The sequence below is a fragment of the Arthrobacter sp. zg-Y1110 genome (assembly GCF_025244865.1).
Lineage (GTDB): Bacteria > Actinomycetota > Actinomycetes > Actinomycetales > Micrococcaceae > Arthrobacter_B.
This window is the reverse complement of sequence record NZ_CP104272.1, coordinates 1851690-1878527: the sequence shown is the minus strand read 5'-3', so window position 1 is coordinate 1878527 and position 26838 is coordinate 1851690. Positions and strand designations below refer to the sequence as shown.

General features: G+C 66.8%; 21 protein-coding genes and 1 tRNA gene. 13 read left to right on the top strand and 9 right to left on the bottom strand.

What is annotated here, in order from left to right; all coding sequences use genetic code 11:
- The first annotated feature begins 28 nt into the window (after positions 1 to 28).
- Positions 29 to 262 carry a DUF5703 family protein gene (locus N2K99_RS08705; protein WP_227921610.1) on the top strand — a complete coding sequence of 78 codons (234 nt, stop codon included), beginning with the start codon at positions 29 to 31 and terminating at the stop codon, positions 260 to 262.
- A gap of 13 nt (positions 263 to 275) precedes the next feature.
- On the opposite strand, the gene N2K99_RS08700 is transcribed toward N2K99_RS08705, so the two are convergent.
- Together N2K99_RS08700 and N2K99_RS08695 are read right to left on the bottom strand one after the other, a co-directional pair.
- Positions 276 to 1427, bottom strand: a complete 1152-nt coding sequence (locus N2K99_RS08700) for an acyl-CoA dehydrogenase family protein (protein ID WP_227921612.1) — start codon at positions 1425 to 1427, stop codon at positions 276 to 278.
- 30 nt (positions 1428 to 1457) lie between these two features.
- Complete coding sequence (locus tag N2K99_RS08695; RefSeq protein ID WP_227933520.1) at positions 1458 to 2780, bottom strand: M20/M25/M40 family metallo-hydrolase; 1323 nt, start codon at positions 2778 to 2780, stop codon at positions 1458 to 1460.
- 194 nt (positions 2781 to 2974) lie between these two features.
- Between N2K99_RS08695 and N2K99_RS08690 the strand changes: the two genes are divergently transcribed.
- From N2K99_RS08690 to N2K99_RS08680, 3 genes are all read left to right on the top strand, one after another.
- Positions 2975 to 3057 (top strand) — tRNA-Leu (locus N2K99_RS08690).
- 174 nt (positions 3058 to 3231) lie between these two features.
- Positions 3232 to 4386 carry an AI-2E family transporter gene (locus N2K99_RS08685; RefSeq protein ID WP_227933519.1) on the top strand — a complete coding sequence of 385 codons (1155 nt, stop codon included), beginning with the start codon at positions 3232 to 3234 and terminating at the stop codon, positions 4384 to 4386.
- A gap of 57 nt (positions 4387 to 4443) precedes the next feature.
- A complete protein-coding gene (locus tag N2K99_RS08680) occupies positions 4444 to 5109 on the top strand; it encodes a GAP family protein (protein ID WP_227921619.1) in 666 nt (221 codons plus the stop codon).
- Positions 5110 to 5115: 6 nt separating this feature from the next.
- Here N2K99_RS08680 and N2K99_RS08675 read toward each other — a convergent pair whose 3' ends face one another.
- A complete protein-coding gene (locus N2K99_RS08675; RefSeq protein ID WP_227933518.1) occupies positions 5116 to 5541 on the bottom strand; it encodes a hypothetical protein in 426 nt (141 codons plus the stop codon).
- 143 nt (positions 5542 to 5684) lie between these two features.
- Here N2K99_RS08675 and N2K99_RS08670 point away from each other — a divergent pair, with 143 nt between their 5' ends.
- The 3 genes from N2K99_RS08670 (at position 5685) to N2K99_RS08660 (ending at position 8903) form a co-directional block, all read left to right on the top strand.
- Complete coding sequence (locus N2K99_RS08670) at positions 5685 to 6983, top strand: hemolysin family protein (RefSeq protein ID WP_227933517.1); 1299 nt, start codon at positions 5685 to 5687, stop codon at positions 6981 to 6983.
- Between the two features lie 88 nt (positions 6984 to 7071).
- Positions 7072 to 8475, top strand: a complete 1404-nt coding sequence (locus N2K99_RS08665) for an APC family permease (protein WP_227921622.1) — start codon at positions 7072 to 7074, stop codon at positions 8473 to 8475.
- Entirely contained in the window at positions 8472 to 8903 is a 432-nt protein-coding gene (locus N2K99_RS08660; protein ID WP_308036381.1) for a universal stress protein, read from the top strand. Before N2K99_RS08665 ends, N2K99_RS08660 begins: the two co-directional genes overlap by 4 nt.
- Positions 8904 to 8910: 7 nt before the next feature.
- Here the strand turns inward: N2K99_RS08660 and N2K99_RS08655 are convergent, their stop codons facing one another.
- The 4 genes from N2K99_RS08655 to N2K99_RS08640 form a co-directional block, all read right to left on the bottom strand.
- On the bottom strand, positions 8911 to 10134 hold the full coding sequence (locus tag N2K99_RS08655; RefSeq protein WP_227933516.1) for a kynureninase: 1224 nt from the start codon (positions 10132 to 10134) through the stop codon (positions 8911 to 8913).
- 84 nt (positions 10135 to 10218) lie between these two features.
- Complete coding sequence (locus N2K99_RS08650; protein WP_227933515.1) at positions 10219 to 11172, bottom strand: MaoC/PaaZ C-terminal domain-containing protein; 954 nt, start codon at positions 11170 to 11172, stop codon at positions 10219 to 10221.
- Positions 11169 to 12509, bottom strand: a complete 1341-nt coding sequence (locus N2K99_RS08645) for a 3-oxoacyl-ACP reductase (RefSeq protein WP_227933514.1) — start codon at positions 12507 to 12509, stop codon at positions 11169 to 11171. The genes N2K99_RS08650 and N2K99_RS08645 overlap by 4 nt, the downstream gene beginning before the upstream one ends.
- Positions 12510 to 12511: 2 nt before the next feature.
- A complete protein-coding gene (locus N2K99_RS08640; RefSeq protein WP_227933513.1) occupies positions 12512 to 13849 on the bottom strand; it encodes an acetyl-CoA C-acetyltransferase in 1338 nt (445 codons plus the stop codon).
- An 80-nt stretch (positions 13850 to 13929) separates the two neighbouring features.
- On the opposite strand from N2K99_RS08640, the gene N2K99_RS08635 reads away from it, so the two are divergent.
- Together N2K99_RS08635 and N2K99_RS08630 are read left to right on the top strand one after the other, a co-directional pair.
- Positions 13930 to 14655: a TetR/AcrR family transcriptional regulator gene (locus tag N2K99_RS08635; protein ID WP_308036380.1), complete on the top strand. Its 726-nt coding sequence runs from the start codon at positions 13930 to 13932 to the stop codon at positions 14653 to 14655.
- A complete protein-coding gene (locus N2K99_RS08630) occupies positions 14652 to 16754 on the top strand; it encodes an acyl-CoA dehydrogenase (protein WP_227921635.1) in 2103 nt (700 codons plus the stop codon). Before N2K99_RS08635 ends, N2K99_RS08630 begins: the two co-directional genes overlap by 4 nt.
- 270 nt (positions 16755 to 17024) lie before the next feature.
- Here the strand turns inward: N2K99_RS08630 and glgA are convergent, their stop codons facing one another.
- Positions 17025 to 18221 (bottom strand): glycogen synthase, encoded by a 1197-nt coding sequence (glgA, locus tag N2K99_RS08625; RefSeq protein ID WP_227933512.1) that lies wholly within the window; start codon positions 18219 to 18221, stop codon positions 17025 to 17027.
- Between the two features lie 78 nt (positions 18222 to 18299).
- Here glgA and glgC point away from each other — a divergent pair, with 78 nt between their 5' ends.
- The gene (glgC, locus tag N2K99_RS08620) at positions 18300 to 19544 is read left to right on the top strand and encodes a glucose-1-phosphate adenylyltransferase (protein ID WP_308036379.1); all 1245 of its coding nucleotides are present in this window, start codon (positions 18300 to 18302) and stop codon (positions 19542 to 19544) included.
- Positions 19545 to 19692: 148 nt separating this feature from the next.
- On the top strand, positions 19693 to 21129 hold the full coding sequence (locus N2K99_RS08615; RefSeq protein WP_227933511.1) for an SDR family oxidoreductase: 1437 nt from the start codon (positions 19693 to 19695) through the stop codon (positions 21127 to 21129).
- Here the strand turns inward: N2K99_RS08615 and N2K99_RS08610 are convergent.
- The gene (locus tag N2K99_RS08610; protein ID WP_227933510.1) at positions 21108 to 23864 is read right to left on the bottom strand and encodes a cation-translocating P-type ATPase; all 2757 of its coding nucleotides are present in this window, start codon (positions 23862 to 23864) and stop codon (positions 21108 to 21110) included. The genes N2K99_RS08615 and N2K99_RS08610 overlap by 22 nt on opposite strands.
- A gap of 190 nt (positions 23865 to 24054) precedes the next feature.
- On the opposite strand from N2K99_RS08610, the gene N2K99_RS08605 reads away from it, so the two are divergent.
- Both N2K99_RS08605 and N2K99_RS08600 read left to right on the top strand, forming a co-directional pair.
- Entirely contained in the window at positions 24055 to 25101 is a 1047-nt protein-coding gene (locus tag N2K99_RS08605) for a YeiH family protein (RefSeq protein ID WP_374200043.1), read from the top strand.
- Positions 25102 to 25239: 138 nt separating this feature from the next.
- Complete coding sequence (locus N2K99_RS08600) at positions 25240 to 26835, top strand: hypothetical protein (protein WP_227933509.1); 1596 nt, start codon at positions 25240 to 25242, stop codon at positions 26833 to 26835.
- The last annotated feature ends 3 nt before the right edge of the window (positions 26836 to 26838 follow it).

Genomic DNA, 26838 nt, shown 5'->3' with positions numbered 1-26838 from the left:
TCGGTAAAGTAGGGAAAATTGGAGGGAAATGCGCGAACAAATTCTTGCACCTGATGTCTCCCGCCGGCGCGAAAATTCCCGGGACTACGAGTACCTAGTGGTGTCGGTGGACCCGAACGAATCGCTGCCCGACGCCAGGCGCCGCCTCGTCGAGCACGCAGAATACGGCAAGTGGGAACTGCACCGCAGCCGCATTTACAGCGGCGGCGGACGGCGGTTCTGGCTGCGCCGAAGAGTCCTCCGCGTCCAGCGGACCGCCTAGCCTCCGGCCTTCCTTACTCCACCGGACCCAGGACCGCGTTGGCCACGCTGCCGTGCACCGAATCCTCGCTTGAGGGGTGGAACATCCCGGCGAGGACGTCCCTGTAGAGCCGTTCCAGCTCGGAGCCCCGGAAATAGCTGCGCCCGCCCGCAACCCGGACCGCGGTCTCCACCACGCCGCGCGCCGTTTCGGTGGTCCGGTACTTCAAGCCGGAAAGCAGCGGGAACCAGTAGTCGCCGTGGTCGGTACCGTCCTCGAGATCCCGTGCCACAGCCCCGAGCTGCAGATGGACGCCGTCCATCCGGAGCGCGGCGTCGGCAATCTTCCAACGGGTAGCGGGGTCCGACGACGCCGGAGCGCCCTCGCGCCAGACACGGCCGGAGGCGGCCTCGACGGCCAACTCCACGGCGCGGTCCCCGATGCCCGTATAGACGGCGGACAGCAGGGTCTCGAACAAGGCGAAAATTCCGAAGACAAAGGCATCGCGGTGCGGCCCCACCGGCGTCGAGCGGACCATCCGTGCCGCCGGCACCACTGCGTTGTCCAGGCGGGTGGTGCAGGATTGGCTGGCCCGCATGCCCATGGTGTCCCAGTCATCCGCGATGGTGATGCCCCCGGTTCCGCGGTCGGCAAATCCGAAGACCAGCCGCGGCTCCTCCGGGTCCGACGAGTCCTTCCCGAAGATTCCCAGCCGGGTCCATGCCGGGGACAGGCTGGTGAAGATCTTGGTGCCGGTGAAGGCGTAGCCGCCGTCGCCCGTCGGACGGGCCGCGGTGTGCGAATCGAAGAGCACGGCGGGGTTCCCGGGCTCGGACACCCCGAAGGCAAACAGCTCGCCCGCCGCCGCCTCTCGAAGGACGAAGTCCAGCGAGTGGTCTCCCGCCAGCTTGAGCAGATGCGCGACGCCGCACCAGACCAGGTGCATGTTCACTGCCAGTGCCGTCGCCGGGGCGGCGGCTGCCAGGAGCCGCTGGCAGGAGACGACGTCGGGAATTCCCAATCCGGCCCCGCCCTCATCCTTGGAGGTGAACAGGGCGAGGTAGCCCGCGGCGCGCAGGTCTTCCAGGTCCTGGGTGAAGAAGCTGTTGGTTTCGTCATAGCCTGCGGCACGGGAGCGCAGGCGCTCCAGCAGTTCCGGGGTGAGGATATCGGCGGGGGCCGGCAAGGTGTTCTCCTTCGAAAGGCGGGGAAGGGATCAGTAATCGGTCAGCAGTCGGGACAGGACCCGGGTGCCGAACTTCAGGGAGTCCACCGGAACCCGTTCATCGACGCCGTGGAACATGCCGGTGAAGTCCAGGTCCTCAGGCAGGCGCAGCGGGGCGAAGCCGTACCCGGTGATGCCCAGCCGGCTGAGGGACTTGTTGTCCGTGCCGCCCGAAAGCGTGTAGGGCAGCACCGGAGCCCCCGGATCCTCTGCCTGCAGGGCGGAGATCATCGAGTCGACCAGGTTGCCCTTGAACGGCACTTCGAGGGACACGTCCTGGTGCTCGTAGCTGATGTCGATGCCTTCGCCGGCAAGTTCCCGGATAGTGGCCAGCACCTGTTCCTCCTGCCCGGGCAGGGTCCGGGCATCGATCAGGGCCTCGGCGGTGCCGGGGATGACGTTGTGTTTGTACCCGGCCTTCAACACGGTCGGGTTGGAGGTGTTCTGCAGGGTGGCGCCTACAAACCGGGCAACGGTGCCCAGTTCGGCGAGGATCCGGTCCGGGTTCTCCGGATCGAACTCGACGCCGGTGAGTTCGGTGACGCCGTCCAGGAAGGCACGGGTAGTGTCCGTCAGTTCGATGGGCCAGGGATGGCTGCCGATATTGGCGACGGCGCGGGCCAGCCGGGTGACCGCGTTGTCGGTGTTGATCTGGGAACCGTGCCCGGCACGGCCGTGGGCGACCAGCCGCAGCCAGGAGATGCCCTTTTCCGCTGTCTGCAGCAGATACGTCCGCTTCCCGCCGATGGTGGCCGAGAATCCGCCCACCTCGGAGATGGCCTCCGTGGCGCCGTCGAACAGTTCCGGGCGGTGTTCCACGGCCCAGCGTGCGCCGTAGTCGCCTCCGGCTTCTTCGTCGGCGAAGAACGCGAAGACAATGTCCCGCCGCGGACGTGTTCCGGTGCGGGCCATGGAACGCATCACGGACAGGATCATGGCATCCATGTCCTTCATGTCCACGGCCCCGCGGCCCCAGATCAGGCCGTCGCGTTCCTCGCCGCTGAACGGGTCCACGGTCCAGTCCTCTTTCTGCGCCGGAACCACGTCAAGGTGGCCGTGGACCACGAGGGCGGGCAGGGAGGAATCGGTGCCCTCCATCCGCGTGACCACGGAGGCGCGTCCGGGGGCAGACTCGAAGAGATCCGCGGACAACCCGGCTTCTTCGATCAGTCCGGCGGTGTACTCCGCGGCGGCACGCTCCCCCGGGCCGGAGTTGTCGCCGAAGTTGGAGGTGTCGAAACGGATGAGCTCCTGGCAGATCCGGGCCACCTCGTCTTCGGCGCGGGGCTGCTCGGCTCGGACGTCTGTAGGCATGGGGCTTCTCCTTCGATGAACTGTGCAGCCAGCTTAGCCAGAGCAACGGGAGGATGGGCCGTATTTCCGGGCAACGGAACGCCAACGGGCCCCCGGCTTGGGCCGATTCGTGGTTCACGCCTAAACCGTGTTAGAGTTTTTCCCGTTGCTTCCACAGCTTTTGAACAACTGAAGAGCCTGTGGAGATCACCCAAGCGCGGGTGGCGGAATGGCAGACGCGCTAGCTTGAGGTGCTAGTCCTCTAACGAGGGTGGGGGTTCAAGTCCCCCTCCGCGCACAGTGAAGTCCTCCTGGAATCTACGGATTCCGGGAGGACTTTTTTGTTTGTCCGGATCCCGCCGCCGAGTGTGACAATAACCACCTCTGTGCGGCGTGGCCGGAAAACCGCCGCGTCCCTTCTGGCCGGCCCTCAGCGCTGCCTAGACTGTGTCAAGGCAAAAGGAGGACCGCTATGTCAGCAGGCACAGCGGAAACCGGTCCGGCCGCTGCGGTTCCAGCTTTTCCACGCAGCGCCGTCATCCTGCTCACCCTGGCCGGGGCGGCGATTGCCGCTTTCGGCCTTGCCGCCGTCAGCGGGATTTTCACCCCCGCCTTTCTTGCCCTGGTGCTGACCCTCTGCGTACATCCGCTGCGGCAGTGGCTGCAGCGGCGCGGCATTCCCCGGGGCCTTGCCACCGGAAGCGCAATCGCTGCCGTTTTCGCCCTGCTGGCGGGTTTCGCCGCCGTCCTGGTAGCTGCACTGGCGCAGTTCTCCGCGCTGCTGCCCCAGTTCGCTCCGCAGATCGCCCAGGCCGGGGCCTCCATCTCCAGCCTGCTGACAGCGGCAGGATTCGGCGCGGAACAGGTGCAGGCCGTCGAGGACAGCTTCAACCCCGGCCGCCTGATCGGCTTCGTCAGCGGACTGCTGGGAAATGTTACGAACCTGGTCACCGCCCTGGTCATTATCCTGACCCTGCTGATCCTGATGGCCGTCGACGGATCCAGGACCCCGGCACTGCTGATCCATTTGAGGGCCCACCGGCCTGCACTGGTTTCAGCGCTGGAAGACTTCGCATCCGGTGTCCGCCGCTACATGGTCGCCACCACCGTCCTGGGGGTGGCCCAGGGGCTGTTCAACTGGCTGGTCCTCGTGATCCTCGATGTGCCGGGGGCGCTGCTTTGGGGCCTGCTCTCATTCATCTGCAGCTTCATTCCGAACGTCGGATACTTCATTGCCATCGTTCCGCCGCTGTTCTTCGGGTACCTCACCGGCGGCTGGCCGACCGTGGCCGTTGTGGTTATTGTCTTCGGCGGAATCAACGCCGTGGTCCAGTCAATCGTGCAGCCCAGGTACGTGGGCAACGCGGTGAACCTCAGCGAGACACTGACCTTCATCTCGGTCCTGTTCTGGGCCGTGGTCCTGGGCCCGGTCGGCGCCATCCTCGCAGTTCCCCTGACCCTGCTCACCCGGACCATTCTTTTGGACTCCGATCCGTCCCTCTCCTGGTGGCGGGCCGCCACCGGAGACCGGAAGGACCTGGATCCCCTCCTGGCGCAGGAAGACGCAGCAATCCGGGCGCGCCGTGGCGCGGGCCGTCCCCGCCGCGGTGATGCGCCTGCGGCGTGACGGGGTGCCTGCGCCGGCCGTTTGCACACCTGCACTTCCCGCCCGGGGCGGTGCTCCGTGCTGAGCATCGTCGCCAGCCTGGTGTCCTTTGCCCTTGCCGGGGCGCTGAGCTCGGTGCCGGTCAGCATCACGATCATGATTCTGCTCTCTCCCACGCCTCGGCGGGGTGCGCTGCCGTTCCTGTCCGGCAGCCTTGCCGGATCGATCGCAGTGGTCGGCTTGTCGGCGGCAGGCCTGCGTTTCCTGCCGGCACGGCCGACCCTGGACCAGGTGGCGTTTCCGGCGTTCCTCGGCATCCTGGCCGGCGCCGCACTGGTCATTTACGCGCTCTACCTGTTCCGGACAAAACCAAAGGTCCGCACCGGCAGGGTGGAGAAGCTCCGGACGAGGTTGGAGTCCGCACGGGTCTGGGAGTTCGCCGCCCTGGGTGCGGGCATGAACCTGCGGCCGAAGGCGGTACTGCTCGCGGTAAGCGCCGGAGCGCTGATCGGCGTGCGGAACCTGCCGCCCGTGGAAGCCACCGTACTGGTCCTGGCGTATGCCGTGGTGGCCCAGTCCGCCGTCGTCGTACCGATCACCACCTGGCTGCGCTCCCCTGACCGTTCCCGGACCCAGCTGGCGGCCCTGTCCGCCTGGCTGCAGCGCAAGGGCCGCAGCATTACCGCGGCGGCAGCACTGGCGATCGGGGTGTTCCTGGCCGGCTATAACCTCTTGCAGTTGTGAGCCGGACTAACGCGGAGGCGCAGGTGCCGGCCGGTGCTCATGGCCGTGCGCAACAAGCGCGTAGATGATCAAGACGTCAATGGAGATAACGATCAGGGACCACCAAGGCTGCACGGGCACCAGCAGCAGCTGCACGACGGCGCTGAGCACAGCCAGCACCACTCCGACAACCTGGGCCCATGTAGCGGAGGCGAACAGCCCGAAGGCGGTGGCAATCAGGAAAATGCCGAGGACCATGTTCCACCAGCCCCAGCCGGTGGTATCAAAGAGCAGCAGGTCGCCCTCCACCACCGCGTAGTAGGTGTTGGACCCGACCAGCGCGGCGAGGGCCACCACAACGCTGAAGATTCCGTTCACAAGCAGGATGACGCCGGCAAAACGGATCCAGTTGGTCCAGCCGGAGGTCGCTGCGGGGTGTGGGACAGTGCTCATGGTGCCGACCGCTTTCACTGGTACGCTCTGCGCCCGGCCTGGCGGCCGGCCGCAGCTGTGTCGGAACAGACTGTTACCGTCCCATTTTCTTCCCCCCGGCGGAGGGGGGTCAATGCGCCGCCGTGCACCGGTACCCTCTGGGTATGGACGGCGGCGTGGTTTTCAATCTCCTGCTCGTGGTTTTCTTCATCCTGCTGGGCGGGATCTTCGCCGGCACGGAGATGGCGCTGGTCTCGCTCCGCGAGAGCCAGATCAGCGGCATGGAGCGTAGCGGAAAGCAGGGCAGGCGCACCGCCCAACTGGCCCGCAACCCCAACCTCTTCCTGTCTGCCGTTCAGATCGGCGTGACCCTGACCGGCTTCTTTTCGGCCGCCTACGGTGCCTCGGCCCTGGCACCGGCGGCTGTTCCGCTGCTGCGGCAGTGGGGGCTGCCCGGGTCCGCGGCGGAGGCAACGGCGTTCATCCTGCTGACCCTCGTTGTGGCTTACCTGTCCCTGGTGTTCTCGGAACTGGTGCCCAAGCGGCTGGCCATGCAGAATGCCGTCCTCTACGCCCGGATCCTCTCCCCCGCACTGAACGTGTTTGCGGTACTGATGCGCCCCGCCATCCGGCTCCTGTCCTTCTCGACCGATTCCGTGGTGCGTTTGCTGGGCGGAAATCCAAATGTAAAGACCGTGCCGGTCAGCAGCCAGGAACTCTGGGACATGGTGGCGGCAAGCCCCATGCTGGCCGACGACAGCCGCCGGATCCTCTCTGACGTCTTCGGAGCACGCACCAGACTGGTGCAGGAGGTGATGCGTCCCCGGACCGAAGTGGTGTTCATCCGGGCGGACCTTCCGCTGGAAGAAGCCCGGCGCCGGGTACGGAACCTGCCCTATTCCCGGTACCCGGTAACCGGTGCATCGGTGGACGACGTCCTGGGCTTCATCCACGTCCGGGACCTGATGCCGGACCCGGACGTGGCCGGTCCGGATGAACGCACCGTAGCCGACATCCTGCGGCCCGTGCTGTTCCTGCCGGGGACTGCAGCAGTCCTGCCGTCCCTGGGCAGGATGCGCCGGGAGAACAGCCATATCGCGATAGTGGCGGATGAATACGGCGGCACTGACGGCATTGTCACGCTGGAAGACCTGGTGGAGGAACTGGTCGGTGAAATCTACGACGAGTACGACACGGGCCGGGACCCCGAGGACCGTTACCGCAGGGAAAAGGGACAGCTGGTGGTGGACGGTGCACTCATCCTGCAGGAGTTCGAACGGCTGACAGGTGTGGGCCTCCCCGAGGGCCAGTATGAAACGGTGGCCGGGTACATCCTGGAGCGGCTGGGCCGGATGGCCCGGCCCGGCGACACGGTGCAGGGTCCGGACTGCCGGCTCGAGGTACTCGGCGTGCGGGGACGGCGGATCGGTGCAGTCCGGGTAATTCCCGCGGCACCCGGGTAAACCGTCAGCGCAGCCCATTGCCTAAAGACGGCGGCACCGCGCAGAATACCGACCAACGCGGCATCCCTGAACGTCCGGAAGGACAGCCATGGCTGACATCAAGGCGGAAACCGTCCAGCCCGAGCTCAAGCGGGTCATGGGCACCAAGCTGTTGCTGCTCTTTATTGTCGGCGACATCCTGGGCACCGGCGTCTATGCCCTGACCGGACAGGTGGCCGGAGAGATCGGAGGCGCAGCCTGGGCGCCGATCCTGCTCGCCTTCGCGGTGGCGACGATTACTGCCTTGTCCTACCTGGAACTGGTGACGAAGTATCCGCAGGCCGCCGGTGCGGCCCTCTACACGCATAAGGCCTTCGGGGTGCATTTCCTGACCTTCCTCGTGACCTTCGGGGTGCTCTGCTCCGGGATTACTTCCGCGTCCACGGCGTCGAAATTCCTTGCCGAGAACTTCATAGTCGGATTTCAGCTCGAGTGGGGGCAGACCGGGGTCACGGCGGTCGCTGTCACCTTCATGCTGCTGCTGGCCGTGGTCAACCTGCGGGGTGCCGCAGAAAGCGTGAAGTTCAACATCGTCCTGACGGCCATTGAGCTGACCGGGCTCCTGATCGTGATCGCCATCGGGTTCTGGGCCATGAGCCAGGGCAACGCGGACTTCTCCCGGGTGGTCGTGTTTGAAACCGAAACCGGCAAGAGCGTGTTCCTGGCCCTTACCGGCGCCACCGCCCTGGCCTTCTTCTCCATGGTCGGTTTTGAAGACTCGGTGAACATGGCGGAAGAGACCCGCGACCCGTCCCGGATTTTCCCGAAGGTCATGCTGACCGGCTTGACCATCACGGTCTCCGTCTATCTCCTGGTGTCCATCGCAGCCGTGGCCGTGGTGCCGGTGGGCCAACTGTCCGAATCCGCCACCCCGCTGTTGGAAGTGGTGCGCGCCGGCGCCCCCAACCTCCCCGTGGACACCATCTATCCTTTCCTGTCCATCTTTGCCGTGGCCAATACCGCCCTGATCAACATGCTGATGGCCAGCCGCCTGCTCTACGGCATGGCAAAGCAGGACGTCCTGCCCCGCGCACTGTCCGCCGTCCTCCCCGGACGCCGCACTCCCTGGGCATCCATCGTCTTCACGACGGCCATCGCAGCGGGCCTGATCATCGTGGTCACCAACTTCATGGGCCGGGAAACTGTGACGGCGCTTGGCGGAACCACCGCGCTCCTCCTGCTGGCCGTCTTCACGGTGGTGAACATCGCGTGCATCGTCCTGCGCCGAACACCGGTGGACCGGCCGCACTTCCGCTCCCCCGGCATCATGCCCTTCATCGGTGCCGCAACCTGCGCCTTCCTGCTTGGTCCTTGGGCGCAGGACGCCATCGAGTACCGGATTGCCGGGTTGCTGCTGCTGCTCGGACTGGTGCTGTGGGTCCTCACCTGGATCTGGAACCGGGCGGTCAAGGCGCGTAAAACCCGTTTCAGCGACCCCACGCAGCTGAGTTGAGTGCCAGCGATGAAGCAGGCAGGAAGAAGGAAGCCATGAGCGTCGTCGTCGGATACGTCCCCACGCCGGAGGGGGAAACAGCGCTGCGAGCTGCGCTCCGCGCGGCCCGGGACCTGGCCACCGGACTCGTGGTGGTCAATGTGGAGAGCACGCGCAAGCCGCGGCAGGAACATACCCCGGACTATCTGCAGACGCTGACCGGCGTCCTGGAGGGCAGCGGGGTTTCCCACGTCCTGCTTCACCCTACGGGGGATTTTGATGCGTCCGAGGAAATCCTGAAGGCTGCCCAGGACCACGGTGCCCGCCTGGTGGTGCTGGGGATCCGGCACCGGACGCCGGTGGGCAAGCTTTTCCTGGGCAGCACTTCCCAGCGTGTGCTGCTGGAGGCTTCCTGCCCGGTTCTGGCGGTCAAAGCCGGCCAGGCGTGAGGCCTGGCTAGCCCTGGAGCTCGGCCAGCACCGCTTCGATTCCGGTGAAGGTCTCCACAAAGGACGTGGACAGGGGCGACAGGCCCAGCCGGATGCCGTCCGGATTGCGGTAGTCCGGAATGATCCCCTGCTCCCAGAGCGCGGCGGTCACCGCTTTGAACTTCGGATGGTCGACGGTGATGTGGCTGCCGCGGCGCTCCGGATCGCGCGGCGAGGCCAGCACGACGCCGCGCGGCGCCAGCAGCGCGTCCACAGCTGCGACGGCGTACTCGGTAAGCGCCTGCGACTTCGCGCGGACGGCGTCCATGCCGGCCTCCCGGATCAGGGCAATCATGTCCTGCATGGCGAGCATGCCCAGGATGGGAGGGGTGCCCGAGACCAGGCGGCGGATGCCCTCGGCCGGAACATAGCCCTGCGCCATGCCGAACGGGTCACTGGAACCCAGCCAGCCCTGGATGGGCTGGGAGAAGTCCGACTGGTGGCGGGCGGCCACGTAGGCCCAGGCCGGCGCGCCCGGCCCGCCGTTGAGGTACTTGTAGCTGCAGCCGACGGCGTAGTCCGCGCCCTCGGCATCCAGCTCGGCCGGTACGGCGCCCACCGAATGGCACAGGTCCCACAGGACCAGCCCGCCGGCGTCGTGCACAATCTGGTTGATTGCCGCTGAATCGGCAAGGTAGCCGGAGCGGTAGGCCACGTGGCTGAATACGGCCAGCGCCGTCTGCGGGCCGACGGCGTCCGCCACCGCTTCGGCGCTCACTCCGCCGGCGTAGTCGGCTGACACCCAGCGCAGGGTCAGCCCGCATTCGCGGGCCACGCCTTCCAGGACGTACCGGTCCGTCGGGAAATTGTCGGCATCGAGCAGGATCTCGGACCGGCCGGGGCGGGCGGCGACGGCGGCGCGGGCCAGTTTGTAGAGCAGCACAGTGGTGGAATCCGCCACGATGCACTGTCCGGGGGCGGCGCCGAGCGCCACCTCGCCGAGTGCGTCGCCGATCCGGCCGGGCAGCTCGAGCCACTGCTCGTCCCAGCCTCGGATCAGCCGTCCGCCCCACTGGCGGGAGATGAAGTCCTGCAGGTTTTCGGCGGTGGCGCGGAGCGGGCGGCCCAGCGAATTTCCGTCCAGATACGCCCGGACTCCCTCTGCCGGCAGGAACCGGTCCCGGTAGCCCGCGAGGGGGTCGGCGGCGTCGAGTTCCTTGGCGGCAACCAGCAGGCCGGCAGCATCAATCATGAGGGAACCTTAGCATCAGGGCGCATCGAAGCCCGTCCGCTGCCGGGCGTTGCCGGAGGCGGACGGGCTTTGACTGAGGTGTGCTCAGGCCCGGGTTGCGGCGCCAAATCCGTTGGAGCCCGCACCATCCGGATCCAGCGGAGCCACCGAACCGGTGAAGTGCCGGCGCTGCGAACGCGGATTCCAGCCCGTGAAGGTGGAACCGGCCCAACCCTCGGGCGTCTGGTCATCCGAGATGGCCACGGCCACGGTGGCCGGCAGGAACACCGGAGCCTCGAAGTCGATGCTCCACTGGAACGGGCCCTCGTGGGTCTGCACGGTATCCGCGACCACCCTGGAGGCCAGGTACATGCCGTGGGCCAGGGACTGCTTCATGCCCAGTGCCTTCGCCGACAGGCGGCTCAGGTGGATGGGGTTGAAGTCGCCGGAGACCCGGGCGTAGTTGCGTCCGGCGTCGGCGCCCAGGCGCCACAGCGCCGTCGGGAGCGGAGGAACGAATTCCGCGCGCACCGCAGACTTGTCCGGGCGGTCGAACTTCGGCAGGAAGACGCCCTTGGCCAGATAGGTGGACCGGCCCCGCCAAACGGTTTCCGGGCTGCCGCCGGCCTCGACAGAGACCTCCGCGACGAGTTCCACCTGGGTGCCGGCACGGTGCCCGGCGAGGTTCTCGGCCCAGGCCGTCACCGTCAGCGCTTCGCCGTAGTGGATCGGCCGCAGATGCTGCACCTCATTGCGCAGGTGCACCATGCCCAGCAGGGGCAGCGGGAAGTCCTCGCGCGCCATCAGGCTCATGGCCACCGGGAACGCGAAGGTGTGCACGTATCCGGTGGGCAGGTAGTCGCTGGCGCTGTGCTGGACCAGGCGTTGGAAATCGGTGAGCCGGGCCAGGTCCACGGACGCGCCGCGGACCACGTGCCGGTCCGCCGTCAGCGTCCCCGCGGCCTTCGACGGTGACAGGCGCGACTTCGCTGCGCTCCCCACCGCACCTGCGTAAAGCCGCCCGAGCGTGGGAATCTCGCTCAGCTGGGTGTCGGTCATGCGCCCACCATGTTCTGACCGCAGACCCGCACTACCTGGCCGTTGACGCCGGCCGCGGAGTCGGAGGCGAGGAAGGAAATGGTTTCGGCCACATCCACGGGCAGGCCGCCCTGCTGCAGGCTGGACAGCCGGCGGGCTACCTGCCGGGTAAGTGCTGGAATGGCAGCGGTCATGTCGGTTTCAATGAAGCCCGGCGCGACGGCGTTGATCGAGCCGCCGCGCGGTGCCAGCAGCGGTGCGGTGGCGCGGACCATGCCGATGACGCCGCCCTTGGAGGCTGCGTAGTTGGTCTGGCCGCGGTTGCCGGCAATGCCGCTGGTGGAGGCCAGCGAGACGATGCGGCCTTCCGGGCTGAAGCCGGCCGAGGCGAGGAAGGTTTCGTTCATCCGCAGCTGGGAGGCAATGTTGACGGCGATGACCGAGCCCCAGCGGGCTTCGTCCATGTTGGCCAGCAGCTTGTCGCGGGTGATACCGGCGTTGTGGATCACGATGTCCAGGTGCCCGTAGCGTTCGACGGCGTGGGTGAGGATGCGGTCTGCGGCGTCCTCGCGGGTGATATCGACCTGGAGCGCGGTACCGGAGATTTCGTTGGCCACCTTCGCCAGCTGCTCCCCTGCGGCCGGCACGTCCACCACGATCACGGATGCGCCGTCGCGGTGCAGCACGCGGGCGATGGCCGCACCGATGCCGCGTGCGGCACCGGTTACCACGGCGACCTTGCCGGCGAGAGGCGCGTTCCAGTCCGCCGGAAGTTCACCGGCGTCGGAACCGACGGTGATGAACTGGCCGCTGACGTAGGCGCTCTTGCCCGAGAGCAGGAACCGCAGTGCGGCTGCCACCGAGGGCGCGGTTGCCTGTACGCCGTTGGCCAGCACGATGCCGTTGGCCGTCGCACCGCCGCGCAGTTCGTGCGCAATGGAGCGCAGCGTGCCGTCGACACCCTGGCGGGCCGCTGCGGCTGCCGGGTCCTGGGCTTCCGCGGCGGGCCGGGAAACGGTGATGACCCGTCCGCCGGGAGCGAGGTCCCGCAGGGCTGCGCCGGCGGCCAGGGTAGGTTCGCCCAGGTCCGTCGGCGCCGCGGCGTCGTCGAGCACGATCAGGATGGCGCCGAGCTTTTCCTTGGGCGTGGCGTGCCGGCGGACGTCCTGGTCCCAGCCAAGGAGCAGCCGGGAGAGGTCATCGGCCGCAGCGCTCTTGCCGAGCACGAGGACCGGGCCCGGCACCAGGGGCTTGGCCGGGTCGAAACGCCGCAGGATGGCCGGCCGGGGCAGGCCGAGCTTCTTGGACAGTTCCTTAGTGAAACCGCTGTTGACGAGGTTCAGGTAAGTGTCGCTCATGGTCAGTGTGCCTCGAGGATCGCGACGAGGCCCTGGCCGCCGGCAGCGCAGATGGAGATCAGGCCGCGGCCCGAACCCTTTTCGTGCAGCATCTTGGCCAGCGAGGCGACAATGCGTCCGCCGGTGGCGGCGAACGGATGGCCGGCGGCCAGCGAGGAACCGTTGACGTTGAGCTTGCTGCGGTCAATGCTGCCCAGCGGGGCGTCCAGGCCCAGGCGGGTCCGGCAGAATTCCTCGTCCTCCCAGGCGGCCAGGGTGGAGAGGACGGTTCCGGCGAAGGCCTCGTGGATTTCGAAGAAATCGAAGTCATCGAAGGTCAGGTTGTGGCGGGCCAGCAGGCGGGGAACGGCGAAGGCCGGGGCCATCAGCAGCCCGTCCTTGCCGTGCACGAAGTCGACGGCGCCGGCTTCGGCGTCCACGATGTTCGCCAGCATCGGCAGGTCGTGTTCGCGGGCGTAGTCCTCGGAGCCCAGCAGCACCACCGAAGCGCCGTCGGTCAGCGGGGTGGAGTTGCCGGCGGTCATGGTGGCGTCATCGCCCAGGGACTTGCCGAAGGCGGGCTTGAGCTTGGCAAGCTTTTCCATGGTGGTGTCGGGACGCAGGTTGGCGTCCTTTGCCAGGCCGCGGTACGGGGTGACGAGGTCATCGAAGAAACCGCGGTCGTAGGCGGCGGCCATGTTGCGGTGGCTGTTGTAGGCCAGCTCGTCCTGGGCTTCGCGGGTGATCTTCCACTGGGCGGTGGTCAGGGCCTGGTGCTCGCCCATGGACAGTCCGGTGCGCGGTTCGCCCGTGGACGGGGCATTCGGGGACAGGTCCTTGGGTCGGATCTTGGCGACCGCAGCCAGCTTCTGCTTGGTGGTCCGGGCGCGGGAGAGGTCCAGCAGCGCACGGCGGAGGCCTTCGCTCACGGCGATGGGTGCGTCCGAGGCGGAGTCGACGCCGCCGGCAATGGCGGATTCAAGCTGTCCCAGCTTGATCTTGTTCGCCAGGCTGACCACCGTCTCAAGGCCCGTGGCACAGGCCTGCTGCACGTCATAGGCGGGGGTTTCCGGCGACAGTGCCGAGCCCAGGACCGCCTCGCGGGTCAGGTTGAAGTCGCGGGAGTGCTTGAGGACGGCTCCGCCGGCTACTTCGCCGATCCGCTCGCCCTGCAGGCCGAAACGCGCAATCAGCCCGTCGAGGGCCGCCGTGAGCATGTCCTGGTTGGAGCTGTAGGTGTACTTGCCGCCGGAGCGGGCGAAGGGAATGCGGTTTCCGCCGATCACAACCGCCTTGCGCACCGAAGACCCGGCGCCGTTGTTCGTGGGTGTAGCTCGTGCGGGTTCAGGCTGTGCAGCCATTCGTCGTTCTCCTTGGGAGTCCATGGGGGTTGGTGTGACGCCAGTTACTGTAACCCAGCGTACCTGATACGCTCAGTATCGTGAACAACGTACTGGAAGATCCTTCCGCGCCGTCCCCGGCCGCGGACGGCCGCGCCCTCCGCTGGGAAGCGCACCGGGCCGAGCGCCGTCGTACCCTCATCAAGACGGCACGCCGGGCCGTCCACACCCTGGGCTGCGCGGCGTCGATGGAAGAGATCGCAGCAGCTTCCGGAACATCGAAGTCCGTGTTCTACCGCTACTTCGGGGACAAGGCCGGACTGCAGAAGGCCATGGGCGAAATGGCGGTGGCCCGGATGCAGGAAAAGATCCTGGATGCAGGCCGTACCGCCCCGTCCGCCAGATCGGGCCTGCGTGCCATGGTCTCCGCTTACCTGCAGATGGCCGAAACCTCCCCCAACGTCTACCTGTTCGTGACCGGCCAGCTGGCCGACGGCGGACCGGGACAGACTGACAGCACCCTCTCCTCCTTCTTCGAAACCATCACCGCAATGATGGACTCGGCCATGCGCCACTACCTGGCAGGCCGGGAGGTTCCGCCCGAGGCCAGCGCTACCGCGCAGTACTGGCCCACGGCGGCACTCGGGATGATCCGGGCAGCCGGTGAGCGCTGGATTGCCGCTCCCCCCGGCCCCGGGAAGCCGACCGAAGAACAAATGACCGACCAGCTGACCGCCTGGCTCTTTGACGGCATCGGCTACGACCGGGGGCATCCGCTCCCGACCCCTCCAGCTACTCCCTCCACCCACGAGAAGGAAACGCAATGACGCAAACACTTTCCCCCACCGAACGGCAGCTCCCGGCCAGCGCCACGATCAGCGACAATGATGCCGCCGTCGTCGACGTCGAGTCGCTCGGCCGGGTCCTGCTCGGCAAATGGGCCGAGAAGCGGCTCGCGGCCCGCAAAATCGCCGGCATGGAAGCCATGCAGACGCCCGCGGGGCTGACGTACACCGAGCACCGTGAGCGGGTCATGGACCAGCTGAAGATCCTGGTGGAGAGCAAGTCCGTCCACGGCGCGTTCCCCAAGTACGTGGGCGGCGAAGACAGCCACGGCGCAAACGTCGCGGGCTTCACCGAACTCGTAGTGGCCGATCCGTCCCTGCAGATCAAGGCCGGCGTCCAGTGGGGTCTCTTCGGCTCCGCGGTGATGCACCTGGGCAACCGGGAGCACCACGAAAAGTGGCTGCCCGGCATCATGAGCCTGGAGACCCCCGGCTGCTTCGCGATGACGGAGACCGGCCACGGTTCCGACGTTGCCAGCATCGCCACCACCGCGGAGTATGACCCCGCATCCGAAGAATTCATCATCAACACCCCCTTCCGTGCCGCCTGGAAGGACTACATCGGCAACGGCGCCGTCAACGGCAAGGCCGCCGTCGTCTTCGCCCACCTCATCACCCAGGGTGTGGACCACGGAGTGCACGCGTTCTATGTGGAGCTTCGCGACGACAACGGGTTCCTGCCCGGCATCGGCGGTGAGGATGACGGCATCAAGGGCGGGCTGAACGGCATCGACAACGGCCGGCTGCACTTCTCCAACGTGCGCATCCCCCGGACCAACCTGCTCAACAAGTACGGCGACGTCGCCGCGGACGGCACCTACACGTCCGATATCGAGAGCCCCGGCCGCCGCTTCTTCACCATGATCGGCACCCTGGTGCAGGGCCGCGTTTCGCTCGACGGCGCAGCGGTCAACGCGAGCAAGCTGGCGCTGAAGACGGCCATCCAGTACGGCACCGAGCGCCGACAGTTCAACGGTGCTTCCGACATCAAGGAAGAGGTGCTAATGGACTACCAGCAGCACCAGCGCCGGCTGCTCCCCCTGCTGGCCACCACGTTCGCTGCCGCCTTCGCCCACGAGGAACTGCTGCATAAGTTCGACGACGTCTTCTCCGGTGCGCATGACACCGACGCAGACCGCCAGGACCTGGAAACCCTTGCCGCGGGCCTGAAGTCCCTGTCCACCTGGCACGCCCTGGACACACTGCAGGAATGCCGGGAAGCCACCGGCGGCGCCGGGTTCCTGGCCGAGAACCGGTTCACCGCCCTGCGCGCGGACCTGGATATCTATGCCACCTTCGAGGGTGACAACACGGTGCTGCTGCAGTTGGTTGCCAAGCGCCTGCTGGCTGATTACGCCAAGGAATTCGCCGGGGCGGACTTCGGCGTGCTTGCCCGCTACGTGGTGGGACAGGCCACGGACGTGACCCTGCACCGCACCGGCCTGCGCAGGATTGCCCAGTCCTTCCGTGACTCCGGCTCGGAGAAGAAATCCGCCATCGCCCTGCGCGATCCGCGCACCCAGCATGACCTGCTGGCGGACCGCGTGGGCACCATGGTGGCGGAAGTGGCCACTGCACTCAAGGAAGCCCGCGGGCTGCCGAAGGACAAGGGCGCGGCCGTGTTCAACGAGAACCAGCACGCCCTGATCGAAGCCGCGCGTGCCCACGCAGAACTGCTCCAGTGGGAGGCCTTCACCCGGGGGCTGGACCGGATCGAGGACGCCGGCACGCGGCAGGTCATGACGTGGGTCCGCGACCTGTTCGGGCTGTGCCTGATTGAAAAGAACGTGGGCTGGTACCTCATGAACGGGCGCCTGTCCGCACAGCGTGCCCGCACCCTGGGCCCGTACATCAACCGCCTGCTGGCCAAGATCCGTCCGCACGCCCTGGACCTGGTCGACTCGTTCGGCTACGGCCAGGAGCACCTGCGGGCCAAGATTGCCTCGGGCGCAGAGAAGGTCCGCCAGGACGAGGCGATGGAGTACCAGCGCCTGCTGCGTGCCAGCGGCGCCGCGCCGGTGGACGAAAAGGTCCTGATTGCCCGCCGGAAGGCCGAGCAGAAGAAGTCCGGCCGGAAGTAGGGGTCCCTCCGGGTCTCCCAGGTCTCTGAAAGCCGAACGGGCGCCGTCGCACGCACTGTGCGGTGGCGCCCTTTCTGCGTTCCGGCCGGGGCACGGGGTTGAGCGTCCGCACAGCGTCCCAGTAGGTGGGGCCTGTGTTGTCCGTCGGGGTCACAGCGTTCACAGGAGCACCAAACGGTGGGACCCTGTGCGGCGGAGGTTGCGCACCGGTACAGCCAAAAGGCGCCGACGCAGCTGCGACGGCGCCTTTCGGCGTTCGGATCCCCCGGCCTAGGCCAGGACGGAGCGGTACACCGCGAGGGTCTCCTCGGCGATGGATTCCCAGGAGAACCGCTCGGTGGCCCGGATCCGGCCTGCCTCGCCCATCCGCCGGGCCAGCTCCGGATCCGTCACCACTTCGGTCAGCGCAGCAGCGAAGTCCCGCACGAATTTCTCCGGGTCCAGCGGCGTGCCGGTCCCGTCGGTGACCTGCTCAATGGGCACCAGCAGCCCGGTGACGCCGGTATCGACGACTTCGGGGATACCTCCGGTGGCGCTGGCGACGACGGCGGTGCCGCAGGCCATTGCCTCGAGGTTCACGATGCCCAGCGGCTCGTAGACCGACGGGCAGGCGAACACGGTGGCGATGGAGAGGACCTTGATCAGCTCGGCGCGCGGCAGCATACGCTCAATCACCACGACGCCGGTGCGGGTGCGCCGCAGTTCCTCGATCAGCACGGCGGTTTCCGCAGCCAGTTCAGGCGTGTCAGCTGCGCCGAGGCACAGCACCAGCTGGACCTCCGGCGGCAGCAGTGCCGCAGCGCGCAGCAGGTAGGGCACACCCTTCTGGCGGGTGTTGCGGCCGACGAAGACCACGCTGGGACGGTCCGGATCAATGTCGAAGGCACGGACGCCGTCGGGGTCGATGTCCGGCTGCCACTGCTGCACATCGATGCCGTTGTGGACCACCCGAACCCGGCCCGGGTCCACGTCAGGGTAGCTGCGCAGGATGTCCTGGCGCATGCCCTCGGAGACGGCGATGATGGCGGCGGCTGCCTCGTAGGCGGTTTTCTCCACCCAGGAGGAGACGGCGTATCCCCCGCCGAGCTGCTCGGCCTTCCACGGACGCAGCGGCTCCAGGCTGTGGGCGCTGAGCACGTGCGGAACGCCGTGCAGCAGCGATCCCAGGTGGCCGGCCATATTGGCATACCAGGTATGTGAATGGACCAGGTCCGCGCCGGCCAGTCCGCCGAGGATTTCGAGGTCCGTCCCGAGGGTCTGCACGGCAGGATTCGCGGACTGGAGTTCCGCCGGCACTGCATAACTTTTTACTTTGGCTCCGTGGAAATCTTCGGGGCGCGGGGCACCGAAACAATGCACATGGAGATCTACTTCTCCGGCCAGGACCCGGCTGAGCTCGGCAACGTGAACGCCTGCTCCTCCGTAGATTTCCGGCGGGAATTCCTTCGACACAATATCTACTCGCACTAAACCAACGTAGTGCACCGGGCAACCAGTGATCTAGTCTGAAGTCAGTAGACTTATTTTCGGAAGAGGTTCAAGACAATGGCGCCTAAGAAGGTCCTGGCAGTAGTTCTCGCGGGCGGCGAGGGTAAACGGCTAATGCCGCTCACAGCAGATCGGGCTAAACCGGCGGTTCCCTTTGCCGGACGTTACCGCCTCATCGACTTCGCACTTTCAAACCTGGTGAACTCCGGCTACCTGCAGATCGTGGTCCTGACCCAGTACAAATCCCACAGCCTGGATCGGCATATTTCTGAAACCTGGCGGCTTTCCACCCAGCTGCAGAATTATGTAGCTTCCGTGCCCGCGCAGCAGCGAGTGGGCAAGAGCTGGTTCCTGGGCAGCGCGAACGCCATCTACCAGTCCATGAACCTGATTGAGGACGCCCAGCCGGACATCGTCGTCGTCATCGGCGCCGACCACGTGTACCGCATGGACTTCTCCCAGATGGTCGAGGCGCACATTGCCTCCGGCGCGTCGGTCAGCGTAGCCGCAGTGCGGCAGCCGCTGCACCTGGCGGACCAGTTCGGCGTGATCGAAACCGATTCCGAAAACCCGGAGCGCATCGCTGCGTTCGTGGAAAAGCCGGAGACCACCCCCGGGCTGCCCGATGATCCCGGCAGCTTCCTGGCCTCCATGGGCAACTACGTCTTCAACACCGACGCCCTGGTCTCGGCGCTGGAGTGGGACGAGGAACGCCTGGTCACCAAGCACGACATGGGCGGGGACATCATTCCCTACTTCGTCGAACGCGGCGACGCTGCCGTTTACGACTTCACCCGGAACATCATTCCCGGCGCCACCGGCAGCGACCACCAGTACTGGCGCGACGTCGGCACCCTGGATTCCTACTACGACGCCAACATGGACCTGATTTCGCCGCTGCCGGCGTTCAACCTGTACAACCTGAAGTGGCCCATCTACACGCGGCAGAGCATTTCCCCGCCCGCCAAGTTCGTCCGCAGCGCTTCCGACCAGGCCGGATCCGCCATCGACTCGATCGTGTCCGACGGCACCGTGATCTCCGGCGGCACAGTGACCGGTTCCGTGCTGGCGCAGGACGTCTACGTGGCCTCCAACGCCGAGGTGACCGACTCAGTGCTGATGGACAAGGTGCACGTGGGTGAGGGCGCGGTGGTCCGAAGGGCGATTATCGACAAGAACGTACGCATCCCCGCCGGCGCCACCGTGGGCGTGGACCGGGAACTGGACCTCAGCCGCGGGTTCACCGTGACCGAGTCCGGCCTCACCGTGCTCAGCAAGGGACAGCGCGTCCCGGAGAACTAACCGGTCAGGGGCGGGGCGCCGGGTGTGAGATATCCCGGTGCCCCCGCCCTCGATACGGGTGCCTGCTGTCTTGTCCGGTATCCTCGGAGGGCGCACATGGTGCGCCTGCACTGTGGATCCTCCGGTGCCGATGAGCGTAAAGGCCCCCATGAGCACCCCTGAACTAAGCCCGGAAGAAATCCAGACAGCCCTGAAGGTCCTGGCTTCCATCCATGTCCTGGATGAAGAAAACCCCGACTACGTCGCGGTCCGGCGGGCCACCGCCAAGATGTTCAAGTCCGTGAAGAAGCACCGGAAGAACGAAAAGCGCTCCGCCGTTGCAGAGGCGGACCGCGCCGTCGTCGCCCTCACGGCCACGGGCGCCGCTGACCGGATTGACGATGAGACCCGCGGGGCGCAGCTCACCACCGCGGCGCACGGACCGTCCGCCGGCACGCTGCTCAAGCCGCGCAACTGCTACATCTGCAAGCAGCCCTACACCGTGGTGGATGCGTTCTACCACCAGCTCTGCCCCGAATGCGCGGGCTTCAGCCACACCAAACGGGACGCCCGCACCGACCTGACCGGCAGGCGGGCACTGCTGACCGGCGGCCGCGCCAAGATCGGCATGTATATCGCCCTGCGGCTCCTGCGCGACGGTGCGCACACCACCATCACCACCCGCTTCCCGAAGGACGCTGCCCGCCGTTTCGCCGCGATGGAAGACTCGGCGGACTGGCTGCACCGGCTGCGCATCGTCGGCATCGACCTGCGCGACCCGGCCCAGGTCATCTCGCTTGCCGAGTCCGTGGCGGAGGCCGGTCCCCTGGACATCCTGATCAACAATGCCGCCCAGACCGTCCGGCGGTCCTCCAACGCCTACCGCCCGCTGACCGACGCCGAACTGGCGCCGTTGCCGGACGGCCCCATGCCCGAGCTGGTCACCTTCGGGCACACCTACGACGCGCATCCCACGGCGCTGGCCGGGTCAGTCGCCGCGCATCCGGTGCTGGCAGCAGACGCCGTCACTGCCCTGGCACTCACCGCCGGATCTTCGTCGCTGGCGCGGATGGAGGCCGGAACGGCGATCGACGCCGGCGGGCTGGTACCGGACACGGCGCCGATTAACAGCTGGACGCAGGTGGTGGACCAAGTGGACCCGCTGGAGATGCTCGAGGTGCAGCTGTGCAACGTCACGGCACCGTTCCTGCTCGTCAACCGGCTCCGCCCCGCGATGGCCGCGTCTTCGGCACGGCGGAAGTACATCGTGAACGTGTCAGCCATGGAAGGACAGTTCTCCCGCCGTTACAAGGGGCCCGGACATCCGCACACCAACATGGCCAAGGCATCGCTGAATATGCTCACGCGCACCAGCGCCGAGGAAATGCTGGAAACGGACGGGATCCTCATGACGGCCGTGGACACCGGCTGGATCACCGACGAGCGTCCCCACCCCACGAAGGTGCGGTTGGCTGAGGAAGGCTTCCACGCGCCGCTGGACCTGGTCGACGGCGCGGCCCGCGTCTACGACCCGATCGTGATGGGCGAAAACGGCGAAGACCAGTACGGCGTCTTCCTCAAGGACTACAAGCCCTCCCCCTGGTAGGACTTCGGCACAGCCGCAGGCCCCGGCCGACGACGGCGGGCGGACAGCCGCTGCACCGCCTTGCCGATCTCGGAGACCACCAGGACGGTCGCGCCGACGGCGAAGCAGAGGAACCACTGCGCTGAGGTCAGCGGCACCGTGTCGAAGATTCCCGCGAAGATGCTCAGCTGCACCACCAGGATCTGCAGCACCACCACTGCGACGAGGGAAACCCAGATGGCGCGGTTGGTGAAGGTCCGCAGCGTGAAGATGCTGCCGGTTTCCGAGCGGACGTTCAACAGGTTGAACACTTGGTAGAACACGAAGGTGGTAAAGGCCATGGTGGTGGCGAAGTTGGTACTGCCGGCGCTTTCGGGGAACCACCGCGGCGCATTGACCAGGACGGTACAGGTGCCCACCGCCATCACGATGCCGAGCATTGTCAGCACCGCGATCCGCCGGGCCGTAAGCAGGGGCTCGGTGGCCGGCCGGGGCGGCTTTTTCATCACGTCCGGATCGGTCCGGTCCACGCCGAGGGCCAAGGCGGGCGGACCGTCCATGATGATGTTCACCCACAGGATCTGCAGCGCGGTGAAGGGCGCCCCGCCGGCGAAGCCGAAGGTTGCGGCCGCGAGGAAGATCAGCACGAACCCCCAGGCGGTGGTCAGCTGGAACCGGACGAATTTCAGGATGTTGTCGTAGATGCCTCGGCCTTCTTCGACAGCCGCCACAATGGTGGCGAAGTTGTCATCGGTGAGGATCATCTTGGCCGCGCCCTTGGACACATCGGTGCCGGTGATGCCCATGGCAATCCCGATGTCGGCGCGTTTCAGCGCCGGAGCGTCATTCACGCCGTCGCCGGTCATGGCCACTATGTAGCCGTCCGCCTGAAGTGCCTCCACAATCCGGATCTTGTGTTCGGGGGAAACCCGGGCCAGCACCCCCAGCTGCGGAGCCTGCCTGCGCAGTTCAGCATCATCCATGGCATCGAGTGCCGTGCCGGCTGCGGCCCTGCCCTCGATCCCGAGGTCCCTGGCAATCGCCGAGGCCGTGATCAGATGGTCCCCGGTGATCATGTGCACGTCGATCCCGGCGGCCCGCGCGCGGGCAATGGCTTCGGCTGCCTCCTGCCGGGGCGGATCCAGGATTCCGACGACGGCGTACAGCACCAGGTTGGCAGCCTCGGCAAACAGCGCATCCGGGCTGGACGGCAGCGGTGCATCCAGTACCCGCCCGGCTACCGCCATGGTCCGCAGGCCGGCGTTGGCCAGGGACTCCACGTCGCGGGAGATGCGCGCCCGTTCCTCCGGGTCCAGCGGAACCAGGCCGTCCGGGGTCTGCAGGAACGCCGTCCGGTCCAGGACCACGCCGGGCGCCCCCTTGACGTTGCAGTGCACGGCGGCCCCGGCGTCGTCCGAGCGGTTGAACGTGGCCATGAACTTGTAGTCGGAGTCGAACGGCACCTCGGCGATGCGCCGGTGGGTGGCCCGGGCGCCGGCGACGTCGATCCCGCCCTTTTCCGCCAGGACCACGAGGGAGCCCTCGGTCGGGTCGCCGGTCAGCCTGCCGTCCTCGACAGAGGCGTCGTTGCACAGCGCCATGGCCATAAACGCCTCCGGTGGCAAGGGGGCGGACTGCCCGTCGGGGCTGAGGATCTTTCCATCCGTGGAATAGCCGTTCCCGGTCACCCGGAACCGGCGGCCCGCGGGCGAGTACAACCGCCGCACCGTCATTTCATTGAGGGTAAGCGTGCCGGTCTTGTCCGTGCAGATCTGCGAAGTGCTGCCGAGGGTCTCCACGGCTGCCAGCTGCTTGATGATCGCCCCGCGTGCGGCAAGCCGGGAGGCACCCATGGCGAGGGTGAAGGCCACAACGGCGGTCAGCCCCTCGGGAATGGTGGCCACGGCCAGTGAGACGGCGGTCAGGAACAGGTCTTCCCAGCTGTCCCCGCGCAGCAGCCCCAGTAAGAACACGAGGGTGACGACGGCGAAGGCGATGTAGGTCAGGACACGTGCCAGCTGGTCGATGCTGCGCTGCAGGGTGGTCTTTTCCTCCGCCGTACTGCCCAGCAAATGCGCGATGGTGCCGATCTGGGTTTCCATGCCGGTCCCCGTGACCAGCAGCACGCCGCGCCCACGGGTCACATCGGTGTCCATAAAAAGCAGGTTGGTGCGGTCCGCGACCGGCAGCTGCGGATCCGACAGCGGAGCGACAATCTTATTGGTGGGCTTGGACTCGCCGGTGAGCGCAGCCTCGGCCACCTGCAGGCGCACGGCTTCCAGCAGCCGTCCGTCCGCCGGCACACTGTCCCCCGCTTCAAGGAGCACAACGTCGCCGGGCACCAGCTCCGTGCGCTCCACTGTTGCCGCGTTCCCGGACCGCAGCACCCGGCAACTGTCCACCGACGCATTGCGCAGGGCTTCCAGGCTGTTCTCGGCCCGTTGCTCCTGCACGTAGTTCAGGGTGGTGTTGAGGATGATGACCAGCAGGATCACCACCGGGGTTTCCCACTCGCGCGAGACCACGGCACTGACAACCGCGGCGATGATCAGGACGATGGTCAACCGGTCCGAGAGCAGGGCCAGGATCTTCCGCCACACCGGTACCTTTTTGCCCTCGGCGAGCTGGTTCGGCCCGTAACGGTCCAGCCGGTCCCGGACTTCGCCGGCGTCTAGCCCGGCATCCGGGTCTGTGTTCAGCGCCGCTGCCACCTCTTCAGCGGGGAACAACCACGGGGACTGGATCTGATGCTGCATGGAAACGCCTGGGACGCTTCCACTGTTGCCTTGCGAACTCATGGGTGCTTCCCGGTTCCTTGAGGATGGTGCCCCAATGGTAGCAACGCAGGCCGTGGGAGCAGTATGCCAACCGCGGGCAGGCCTGGCTCGGGAAGGCCGAAAGCCTGAGCGCTTTGGATAACTGCCGTGACTGCGGCAGGGTGTAAACGTGCCAGATTCCCGCGCTGCCTCCTCCCCCGTGCCGTCCTCCCGGCCTGCCCGCCTGCAACGCACTGTCCCCGGGCTGCTGACCGCTGCGGCCGCCGTCGCCGCGTCCTTCCTGGTGCATCAGCTCCTGCCCGCGGTACCTGTCCTGACAGCCGCAGTTGTGCTGGGCCTGCTGGCGGCGAACCTACCCGGTACCGCGGCCCAAGCCGTCGGTTCCTGGAAACCCGGACTGGCCCTGGCCGCGCGGAAATTCCTCCGCCTCGGAATCGTGCTGCTGGGGCTGAAGGTCTCGCTGGTCGATATCGCCGGACTGGGCTGGACAGCACTGCTGCTGATCGTGGCGCTTGTGCTGGCGGCGTTCGCGGGGACGTACGTCATCTGCCGGTTGTTCCGCCTTCCGGGTGATGAACCGGTGCTCATCGCAGCCGGGTTCTCCATCTGCGGCGTTTCTGCCATCGGGGCAATGGCCGCAGTCCGCAGGACCCGCACCGAAGAAACGGTGGTACCGGTCGCGCTGGTCACCCTTTGCGGCACGCTCGCCATTGCGGCGCTGCCGTTGGCCGGCAGGGTGCTGGACCTGCCGGCGGAAGTTTTCGGCGCATGGGCCGGGGCGTCCGTGCACGACGTCGGACAGGTAGTCGCCACGGCGCAGACCGCAGGAACCGCGGCCCTGGCGGTGGCCGTCGTCGTGAAACTGGCGCGGGTAGTGCTGCTGGCACCGATGACCGCAGCCGCCGGACTGCTGGCCCGGCGTGCAGAGGCGCAGGTTCCGGTGCAGGGCAAGCGCCCTCCGCTGGTCCCCTTGTTTGTTCTCGGGTTCCTCGCGCTGATCCTGGTCCGCACCTGGGGAGTGCTGCCTGAGGCGGCGCTGGAAACCGCCGCCGTCCTGCAGGAACTGCTGTTTGCCGCGGCATTGTTTGCGCTGGGGGCCGGTGTCCGGGTGAGGACACTCTTCGCCTCCGGTTTCCGTGCGGCGGCAGCAGCGTTGACCTCGTGGGCCCTGATATCCGGGCTGGGCCTAGCCGCGGCGGTGCTGCTGGCCGGATAGTGGGACCGGGCCCAACTCCCCCGCCGACCCAACTAGGACCCGTGAGCCATGTCCGGAGAAGGCGTTGCACAACACACCGTCGACAGCGTCCAACGGCGTCATGCCGCGTCTTTGCGAACCCGCTCGCGGCTTGCGAACTTGCCGGCTGCCGCCGGCCTGGTTCTCTGTGCGTTGATCCTGTGGGCCCTGCTGACCAACGTGGTCGACCCGCATTACGGCATTTCGCGGTACCGCACCGGGTGGGCCCTTCTCGCCGCGGCGTCCGTGCCCGTGCTGATGGCCGGCCTGTATTGGCTGCTGAAGAAAGCGGCGCCGCTGGCTGTGCGGCACCGCGTCTGGGCGTACCTGACGTGGGCAGCGGTCTGGGCCCTGCTGCTGGCCCTGCAGATGCGGGTGGCCTACGCCGTCCGGCTTCCCCCGGACTGGGATGTGCATGCGATCGCCGATGCGGCCGCCGGACTGGCAGGCAAAACGGCTGACTCCGTAACTCCCTATTTCGAGACCAACCCGAACAACCTGCTTTTGGTGCTGCTGGTAGCGGCGTACTACGAGCTCGCGCTCTCGCTCGGCTATCAGGACCTGGGAATGATCACGGCGTTCCTCAACGGGTTGGTGCTCTTCGCCGGGACGGTGCTGACCTACTGCGCGGTACGCATGCTGGGCGGCCGGACGGCCGCCGCCGTTTCGCTGCTGCCGGCAACTGTCTTCCTGGTTCTCTCCCCGTGGGCGGGAGTGCTTTACTCGGACACCGCGGGCGTGCTGTTCACCGTCCTGATCCTCTGCCTGCTGCTTGCGTCCCGCCGTTGGGCCCGGCTTACCGTCCGCGTGCCGCTGTGGATCCTTGCGGGCGCGGTGGCCGCAGTGGGCTACGGAATCAAACCCACCGTGCTGATCTGCCTCGTGGCTGCCGGCGTCACGGCGGTATGCCTGCTCGCTTCCCGGAGGAACTCCGCAGTCCTGATTCTGGCAATTGTGGTTGTTGGCGGGAGCTTCTTCGCCGGCAACCGGCTGATTGCGGCGTTTGAACAACAGACCCCGGTCATTGCGTTCGATATCAAAGACAATCCCCACACGATGAACCCGGGGCATTTCCTGAAGGTCGGTGCAGGCACCACGCAGGGACCCCACGGTCCCTACTACGGCACATACAACGAGGGTGATTACCAGAGCACGGTTTCCATCACCGGCGAAAAGGAGAAATTCCGGCACGGCCTGCAGGCCTACCAGAACCGGGTGTCCGCCATGGGACCGGGCGGCTACGTGGTCTTCCTTCACCACAAGCTGGCGTGGATCACCGGTGACGGGTCCTTCTTCTCCTGGGGCGAAGGAGTGCTGACCGGGGAGGATTTCCTTTCGTCCCGCCCCGCAGACCAAAGCATCCAGGACCTGTTCGGCAATACCCGTCCGAACTTTCAATGGATGCTCTCCCTCTGGCAGGGAGCCTGGTTCGCGGTCCTTGCCCTCGTGGCCGTGCCGTTGTTCCTGCGGACGCCCCGCCTCCTGCGCCCGGAGCTTTCGGCAATGCGGATTGCACTGCTCGGATTGCTCCTGTTCCTTTTGCTCTTCGAGGCCCGTGCACGGTTCCTCTATCTCTACGCGCCGTATTTCATAGTGCTGGCCTCGTTGTCCTTCACGGCAGTGATGGAACGATTGCAGGCAGCAGCGGTTGGGAGCCGCCTGCGGAGCCGGCCACGTCATGCGGCAACGCCGGGGCCGGCAGAAGTGATTGAATGAACA

Excerpts from the sequence above, each read along its gene's own strand:
- glgC (WP_308036379.1), top strand. The coding sequence starts at position 18,300 with ATGGCGCCTAAGAAGGTCCTGGCAGTAGTTCTCGCGGGCGGCGAGGGT.
- N2K99_RS08610 (WP_227933510.1), bottom strand. The coding sequence starts at position 23,864 with ATGCAGCATCAGATCCAGTCCCCGTGGTTGTTCCCCGCTGAAGAGGTG.
- N2K99_RS08695 (WP_227933520.1), bottom strand. The coding sequence starts at position 2,780 with ATGCCTACAGACGTCCGAGCCGAGCAGCCCCGCGCCGAAGACGAGGTG.
- N2K99_RS08685 (WP_227933519.1), top strand. The coding sequence starts at position 3,232 with ATGTCAGCAGGCACAGCGGAAACCGGTCCGGCCGCTGCGGTTCCAGCT.
- N2K99_RS08645 (WP_227933514.1), bottom strand. The coding sequence starts at position 12,509 with ATGAGCGACACTTACCTGAACCTCGTCAACAGCGGTTTCACTAAGGAA.
- N2K99_RS08615 (WP_227933511.1), top strand. The coding sequence starts at position 19,693 with ATGAGCACCCCTGAACTAAGCCCGGAAGAAATCCAGACAGCCCTGAAG.
- N2K99_RS08670 (WP_227933517.1), top strand. The coding sequence starts at position 5,685 with ATGGACGGCGGCGTGGTTTTCAATCTCCTGCTCGTGGTTTTCTTCATC.
- N2K99_RS08705 (WP_227921610.1), top strand. The coding sequence starts at position 29 with ATGCGCGAACAAATTCTTGCACCTGATGTCTCCCGCCGGCGCGAAAAT.
- N2K99_RS08640 (WP_227933513.1), bottom strand. The coding sequence starts at position 13,849 with ATGGCTGCACAGCCTGAACCCGCACGAGCTACACCCACGAACAACGGC.
- N2K99_RS08665 (WP_227921622.1), top strand. The coding sequence starts at position 7,072 with ATGGCTGACATCAAGGCGGAAACCGTCCAGCCCGAGCTCAAGCGGGTC.
- N2K99_RS08650 (WP_227933515.1), bottom strand. The coding sequence starts at position 11,172 with ATGACCGACACCCAGCTGAGCGAGATTCCCACGCTCGGGCGGCTTTAC.
- N2K99_RS08655 (WP_227933516.1), bottom strand. The coding sequence starts at position 10,134 with ATGATTGATGCTGCCGGCCTGCTGGTTGCCGCCAAGGAACTCGACGCC.
- N2K99_RS08630 (WP_227921635.1), top strand. The coding sequence starts at position 14,652 with ATGACGCAAACACTTTCCCCCACCGAACGGCAGCTCCCGGCCAGCGCC.
- N2K99_RS08675 (WP_227933518.1), bottom strand. The coding sequence starts at position 5,541 with ATGAGCACTGTCCCACACCCCGCAGCGACCTCCGGCTGGACCAACTGG.